Annotated in this window: 8 protein-coding genes and 1 riboswitch; all 8 genes read right to left on the bottom strand. The window is 71.2% G+C overall.

All coding sequences use genetic code 11. The annotated features are described in order from the left end of the window. Nucleotides 1–165: 165 nt before the first annotated feature. The 8 genes from ACFQ79_RS08880 to ACFQ79_RS08845 all read right to left on the bottom strand — a co-directional run bounded on the left by ACFQ79_RS08880 (nucleotide 166) and on the right by ACFQ79_RS08845 (nucleotide 6814). Nucleotides 166–1116: a cysteine synthase gene (locus tag ACFQ79_RS08880; RefSeq protein ID WP_319309584.1), complete on the bottom strand. Its 951-nt coding sequence runs from the start codon at nucleotides 1114–1116 to the stop codon at nucleotides 166–168. Nucleotides 1117–1121: 5 nt separating this feature from the next. After that, nucleotides 1122–1400, bottom strand: a complete 279-nt coding sequence (locus ACFQ79_RS08875) for a MoaD/ThiS family protein (protein ID WP_073913441.1) — start codon at nucleotides 1398–1400, stop codon at nucleotides 1122–1124. 92 nt (nucleotides 1401–1492) lie between these two features. Further along, entirely contained in the window at nucleotides 1493–1609 is a 117-nt protein-coding gene (locus ACFQ79_RS08870; protein WP_315986240.1) for a putative leader peptide, read from the bottom strand. Between the two features lie 44 nt (nucleotides 1610–1653). Then, entirely contained in the window at nucleotides 1654–2439 is a 786-nt protein-coding gene (locus tag ACFQ79_RS08865) for an ABC transporter ATP-binding protein (RefSeq protein ID WP_383580439.1), read from the bottom strand. Continuing rightward, on the bottom strand, nucleotides 2436–3680 hold the full coding sequence (locus ACFQ79_RS08860; protein ID WP_383580436.1) for a FecCD family ABC transporter permease: 1245 nt from the start codon (nucleotides 3678–3680) through the stop codon (nucleotides 2436–2438). The genes ACFQ79_RS08865 and ACFQ79_RS08860 overlap by 4 nt, the downstream gene beginning before the upstream one ends. Continuing rightward, nucleotides 3677–4666, bottom strand: a complete 990-nt coding sequence (locus ACFQ79_RS08855) for an ABC transporter substrate-binding protein (protein WP_383580433.1) — start codon at nucleotides 4664–4666, stop codon at nucleotides 3677–3679. The genes ACFQ79_RS08860 and ACFQ79_RS08855 overlap by 4 nt, the downstream gene beginning before the upstream one ends. Before the next feature lie 41 nt (nucleotides 4667–4707). Then, nucleotides 4708–4841, bottom strand: a riboswitch (cobalamin riboswitch). After that, nucleotides 4835–5263, bottom strand: coding sequence for a Mov34/MPN/PAD-1 family protein (locus tag ACFQ79_RS08850; RefSeq protein ID WP_383580431.1), 429 nt, complete (start codon nucleotides 5261–5263; stop codon nucleotides 4835–4837). It overlaps the preceding riboswitch by 7 nt. Before the next feature lie 123 nt (nucleotides 5264–5386). After that, the gene (locus tag ACFQ79_RS08845; RefSeq protein WP_266966336.1) at nucleotides 5387–6814 is read right to left on the bottom strand and encodes an amino acid permease; all 1428 of its coding nucleotides are present in this window, start codon (nucleotides 6812–6814) and stop codon (nucleotides 5387–5389) included. Between the last annotated feature and the right edge of the window lie 48 nt (nucleotides 6815–6862).

The following is a 6862-nucleotide window of genomic DNA, read 5'->3' as shown; positions in this document are numbered from 1 at the left end:
ACCCGGTCCTCTGGGACCGGGTCCGCCATCTGGCGCGGTAGCGCGTGACCGGTTTGCGGCCTTCGGGGTGCGGGGCCTGCTGGTGCGGGTTCGGGCGCTGGGGGCCTGGGCGCGGCTGAGCGCGCCGTTCCGTTGTGCCCACCCGCAACGGAGTGGGCGAAGGGTCTACGCCCAGAGCTGGCCCTGGACCGCTGCGATCGCTTCTTCTGTCGTCTTGGCCGTGTAGAGGCCGGTCGACAGGTACTTCCAGCCGCCGTCGGCGACGACGAAGGCGATGTCCGCGCTCTCGCCGGCCTTCACCGCCTTGTTGCCCACGCCGATGGCCGCGTGCAGGGCCGCACCCGTGGAGACGCCCGCGAAGATGCCCTCCTGCTGAAGGAGTTCGCGGGTGCGGGTGACCGCGTCGGCGGAGCCGACGGAGAAGCGGGTGGTGAGGACGGAGGCGTCGTACAGCTCCGGTACGAAGCCCTCGTCGAGGTTCCGGAGGCCGTAGACGAGGTCGTCGTAGCGCGGCTCGGCGGCGACGATCTTGACGTCGGGCTTCTGCTCGCGCAGGTAGCGGCCGACTCCCATGAGGGTGCCGGTGGTGCCGAGGCCCGCCACGAAGTGGGTGATGGAGGGCAGGTCGGCGAGGATCTCGGGGCCGGTGGTGGCGTAGTGGGCGCCCGCGTTGTGCGGGTTGCCGTACTGGTAGAGCATCACCCAGGTCGGGTTCTCCGCCGCGATCTCCTTGGCGACGCGTACCGCCGTGTTCGATCCGCCCGCCGCGGGGGACGAGATGATCTCGGCGCCCCACATGGAGAGCAGCTGGCGGCGCTCCTCGCTGGTGTTCTCGGGCATGACGCAGACGATGCGGTAGCCCTTGAGCTTGGCGGCCATGGCCAGGGAGATGCCGGTGTTGCCGCTGGTCGGCTCCAGGATGGTGCAGCCGGGGGTGAGGCGGCCGTCCTTCTCCGCCTGCTCGATCATGTGGAGCGCGGGGCGGTCCTTGACCGAGCCGGTCGGGTTGCGGTCCTCCAGCTTCGCCCAGATGCGGACGTCGTCCGAGGGCGAGAGCCGGGGGAGGCGGACGAGCGGCGTGTTGCCGACCGCCGCCAGCGAGGAGTCGTAGCGCATGTGGATCAGACCATGCCACCGGCGACGGCCGGCAGGATCGTGACGTTGTCGCCGTCGGTCAGCTTGGTGTCGATGCCGTCGAGGAAGCGGACGTCCTCGTCGTTGAGGTAGACGTTGACGAAGCGGCGGAGCTTGCCGTCGTCCACGATGCGGGCTTCGATCCCGGCGTGGCGGGACTCCAGGTCGGCGAAGAGCTCGGCGAGGGTGCCACCGCTGCCCTCGACGGCCTTCTCGCCGTCGGTGTAGGTGCGGAGGATGGTCGGGATGCGGACCTCGATGGCCATGGCGTGGGCTCCTGTCGGAAGTGGCGTGTTGGGCGCGCTGCTGGGGCCCCCGCGCGGAGGGGGGTCGTACGTAAGTGCGCTCGGCCGGTCGCTCAGAGCGCAGCGCGGGACGAACAGATCGCGCTGGCGAGGCGGCACAGGTCGACGTGCAGGCGCGCGACGAGCAGGACTGTGCCCGGAGTCTCTTCGCTCACGTCGTGGGAAACCATGGGCTCATCGTATCGATTCCCGGTCCGGGTTCCGGAATGTGATCTCACATGGTGGATGATTCCTGCCCGACTGCCGGACGGTGCTGGAAGAGGACGGTGGGGCTCCCCGTCCTCGGATGCGGGATGACCTCGGCATCCACCCCGTAGACGGCCTCAAGGAGGGCGGGGGTGAGGACCTCGGCCGGTGTACCGCCGGTGACGAGCCTTCCGCGCTCCAGGACGTAGATCCGGTCGCAGTACGCCCCCGCCAGGTTGAGGTCGTGCAGCGCGAGCAGGTTGGTGGTGCCCAGGGTACGCACGAGGGCGAGCACGTCGAGCTGGTGGCGGATGTCCAGGTGGTTGGTGGGTTCGTCGAGGACGAGGAGGGCCGGGTCCTGCACGAGGGCGCGGGCGACCAGGGCGCGTTGGCGTTCGCCGCCGGAGAGGGTGGGGTACGGCCGGTCGGCGAGGTCCGCGAGACCGACGCGGGCGAGGGCGTCCTCGGCGCGCTCCCGGTCGGCGCCGGTGTCGCCCTCCCAGAACCGTTTGTGCGGGGAGCGGCCGAGGGCGACGAGTTCGCCGACGGTGAGTTCGAACTCGAGGGCGCTGTCCTGGGGGACGGTGGCGACGCGGCGGGCGCGGGCCTTGGGGCCGAGGGCGTGGAGGTCGTCGCCGTCGAGGAGGGCGCGGCCCGCCGTGGGGGTGAGGGTGCCGTAGACGCAGCGCAGGAGGGTGGTCTTGCCGCTGCCGTTGGGTCCGATGAGGCCGACGGTCTCGCCCGGGCGGACGGTCAGGTCGACGGAGCGGAGCCGGTTCTCGTACGAGAGGCCGTGCAGGCGCAGTTCGGTCACAGGGACGCCCCTTCCGGGCGGCGGCGCATCAGCCAGAGGAAGAACGGGCCGCCGGTGAGGGCGGTGAGGACGCCGACGGGGATGTCCTGGGGTGCGGCGACGGTCCGGGCGCCGAGGTCGGCGAGGACCAGGGCGAGCGCCCCGCCGAGCGCGGCGACCGGGAGGAGCCGGCGGTGCGGGGCGCCGACGGCGAGCCGGGCGGCGTGCGGGGCCATCAGGCCGACGAAGCCGACGGCTCCGCTGGCGGCGACCATGACGGCGGTGACGAGGGAGGCGAGGACGAAGACGGCGGCGCGGAACCGGGCGGTGTCCAGGCCGAGGACGGTGGCGCCCTCCTCGCCGACGAGGAGCAGGTCGAGCGGGCGGGCGAGGGTGAGGAGGGCGGCGACGCCGAAGGCGAGGACGGCGGCGGGCAGGACCAGGGTGTCCCAGCGGGCGCTGCCGAGGCCGCCGAGTGACCAGTACATGGCCTCCTGGAACTGCTCGGGGCGTCCGGCGACGACCAGGAGCAGGGTGGCGAGGGCGGACAGGATGTAGGAGACGGCGACCCCGGCGAGGACGAGCCGGGTGCTGGTGAGGGTGCCGCCGCGGCGCGCGAGCCCGTAGACGAGGACGAGGGCGAGCAGGGCGCCCGCGAAGGCGCCGGCGGGCAGGGCGAGCGTGGTGGTCACGCCGCCCACGAGGCCCACTCCCCCGCCGGCGACCAGGACGAGGACGGCTCCGGCGGAGGCGCCGGAGGAGATCCCGAGGAGGAAGGGGTCGGCGAGCCGGTTGCGGACGAGGGCCTGGAGGACGGCGCCGACGACGGCGAGCCCGGCGCCGACGACCGCGCCGAGCAGGACCCGGGGCAGCCGTACGTCGAGGACGATCGTGCGGAACGGGGAGGGGTCGGCGGCGCGTCCGGTGAGGGCGTCGAGGACCTGACCGGGCGGGATGCGGACGGAGCCGAGGGCGAGCGAGGCGAGGGCCGCGGCGGCGAGGGCGAGGACCAGTCCGGCGACGACGACCGCGTACCGCAGACTCCCACCACCGGCCCGCCCGGCCGGACCGGAGCGAGAGTCACGGGCCCGCCCGGGCCACTCGGGCCCGACGGACCGCGCGGGTCCGGTGGGCGACTCGGGCCCGACGGACCGCGCGGGGTCGGTGGTGGGGGTGTCCGGGGGTTCGGGGGTCGGTGGGATGCGTGGCGGGGCGGGCGGCTCTCCCGGGGATGCGCCCGTGGTGCGGGCCTCCGCGTTCATCGGGCCGGGTGGAGCTGGGCCGCCAGCTTGTCGACGGCCGCGGGGACGCGGACGCCGAGGACGGTGTCGGAGAGCGGCATCACGGCGAACCGGCGGTTCTTGATCGCGGGGACGTCCTTGAGGGCCGGGTCGTCGATGAGCCGCTTCTTCTTCTGTTCGACGGTGGTGGAGCCGTAGTCGTAGATGACGACGACCTCGGGCCTGCGGGCGACGACCTGCTCCCAGGTGGCGTCGCCGAAGGCCTTGTCGAGGTCGGAGAAGACGTTCCGGCCTCCGGCGCGGGTGATGAGTTCGTTGCCGATGCCCTTGCCGCCCGCGGTGAAGGCGGTCTTGTCGCCGCTGTCGTAGACGAAGACGGAGACGGGCGCGGTGCCCTTGAGGCGCTTCTCGGTGGCGGCGACGGTGGTCCGCGCCTCGCCGACCCACTTCTCGGCCCGGTCGGGGACGCCGAACGTCCGTCCGATCTCGCCGACTTCGCGGTAGAGGTCGTCGACGGAGGGCGAACCGGACGGGCAGTACTCGGTGTTGAGCCGGGTGTCGATGCCCGCGCGCTTCAGGTCGTCGCGGCTGCGGCCGTCCTTGCCCGAGAAGGCGGAGGAGTAACCGCCGTAGACGAAGTCGGGGTTCGCGGCGAGCAGGGCCTCCTTGGAGGGGTACTCCTTCGCGAGGACGGGGACGGAGTCGTACGCCTTCTTGTAGGCGGGGAGGATCGCGTCGTCGAGGTAGGCGGTGCCGACGAGGGACTTCTCCAGGCCGAGGGCGAGCATGACCTCGGTGACGTGCTGGTTCATGGTGACCGCGCGCTGCGGCGGGGCCTTGAAGGTCGTCTTCACACCGCAGTTGGAGACGGTGTACGGGAATCCCGGGGCGGCCTCGGCCGCGGGGGTCTCCTTCGCGGGGGCCGAGCAGGCGGCGAGCAGCGGGAGCAGGGCGGCGGCGGACAGCAGGGGCGCCAGGGGCAGCCGGGTGCGGCGGGGCCGGGACATGACGGAACGTGCCTCCTCCGGGGATTTCCACGTCCCCGATCGGTGGTGAGAAGGCGGCAGGTCAGTTCCTGGCTTCCGTCTCCCGGAGGAGGCGGTCACAGTGGCGGGACCGTGCCGGATTCGCACCGGCTTCCTGGGTCCTGCCGCCCGTAGGTCCCGGTCAGTGTCTCAGGCGTCGTACTCCTCGACGACCTTGACCTCTTCCTCGGTCACGACGCCCTCGACGATGGCGAAGGAGCGGAACTGGAAGGGGCCGGCGCCGTCGCTGTCCGCGGTGGAGACGAGGACGTAGTGGGCCTGGGGCTCGTTGGCGTACGAGATGTCCGTGCGGGACGGGTAGGCCTCGGTCGCGGTGTGCGAGTGGTAGACGATGACGGGCTCCTCGTCCCGGTCGTCCATCTCGCGGTAGAGCTTGAGCAGGTCCGCGGAGTCGAACTCGTAGAAGGTGGGCGAGCGGGCGGCGTTGAGCATGGGGATGAACCGCTCGGGGCGGCCGGTGCCGACCGGGCCCGCGACCACGCCGCAGGCCTCGTCGGGGTGGTCCGCGCGCGAGTGTTTCACGATCTGGTCGTACAGGGCCCGGGTGATGGTCAGCATGCCGACAGGATAAGCCGACGGGCCGTTCCGTACCGGGGAGTGGTACGGAACGGCCCGTATGCCGAGACGATCGAGGTCAGGGCCGTTTGGGGACGGCCCGGGGCGATCGCCCGTGGGGTCCGGTCAGGACCGCTTGACGAAGGCGGCGCCCTCGGGGTTGCGGGACTTCAGGACCAGGTAGGAGACGCCGAGGATGAGACCCCAGACCGGGGCGGCGTACAGCGAGACCCGGGCGCCCTCGTCGATGCCCATCATCACGATGACCATGCCGATGAAGAGCAGCGCGAACCAGCTGGTGTACGGGGCTCCCGGGGCCTTGAAGGTGGACTCGGGGAGCTCGCCGCGGTTGGCCTTGGCCCGGTAGCGGATCTGGCAGACCAGGATCATGATCCAGGCCCACATGCCGGAGATGGTGGCGAAGGAGACGACGTACTCGAAGGCCTTGCCGGGGGCGACGTAGTTGATCCAGACGCCGACCAGCATCAGCGAGGCGGAGAAGGTCAGGCCGAGCAGCGGGGTGCCGCTCTTGGTGAGCTTGGTGAAGACCTTCGGGCCCTGGCCGTTGAGCGCGAGGTCGCGCAGCATGCGGCCGGTGGAGTACATGCCCGAGTTGCAGGAGGAGAGGGCGGCGGTCAGCACCACGAAGTTGACGATGGCGGCGCCGACGCCGAGGCCCATCTTCTCGAAGGCGGCGACGAACGGGGAGACACCCGGCTGGAACTCGGTCCACGGGACGACCGACAGGATCATGATCAGCGCGCCGACGTAGAAGACGGCGATGCGCCACGGCACGGTGTTGATGGCCTTGGGCAGGACGGTCTTCGGGTCCTTGGACTCGCCGGCGGTGACGCCGACCAGCTCGACCGCGAGGAACGCGAACATGACGATCTGCAGGGTCATCAGCGTGTTGCCGATGCCGGTGGGGAAGAAGCCGCCCTGGTCCCACAGGTGGGTCACGGAGGCGGTGTCCCCGGCGTCGGAGAAGCCGATGGTGAGGATGCCGGCGCAGATCAGGATCATGCCGATGATGGCGGTGACCTTGACCATGGAGAACCAGAACTCCAGCTCACCGAAGAGCTTCACGGAGATCAGGTTGGCGCCGTAGAGGATCACGGTGAAGACCAGTGCGGAGATCCACTGCGGGATGTCCCACCAGTACGTCATGTAGGTGGCCGCGGCGGTGACTTCGGTGATGCCGGTGACGACCCAGAAGAGCCAGTACGTCCAGCCGGTCACGAAGCCCCAGAACGGGCCGACGAACTCCCGTGCGTACTCCGCGAAGGAGCCCGACACGGGGCGGTACATGAGGAGCTCGCCGAGGGCGCGCATGATGAAGAAGATGACCAGGCCCGCGATGGCGTACGCGAGGATCAGGCTGGGCCCCGCCTTGGCGATGGCCTTGCCGGCGCCGAGGAAGAGGCCGGTGCCGATGGCGCCGCCGATCGCGATCATCTGGATCTGCCGGGCGCCGAGGCCACGCTGGTAGCCCTCGCCGCCGTCCACGGCCCCGTCGGTGCCGTCGTGCTGCTTGTCGACCTGCACAGAGGTCATGGTGGTGCGCCTTTCTCCATGCTGATCCGCGCGACTGCGAGTGCGTCT

The organism is Streptomyces sp. NPDC056480 (assembly GCF_042795405.1).
Classification (GTDB): Bacteria; Actinomycetota; Actinomycetes; order Streptomycetales; family Streptomycetaceae; genus Streptomyces.
Note: the sequence above shows the minus strand (reverse complement) of the source record. Positions and strands in the feature narration are given on the sequence as shown.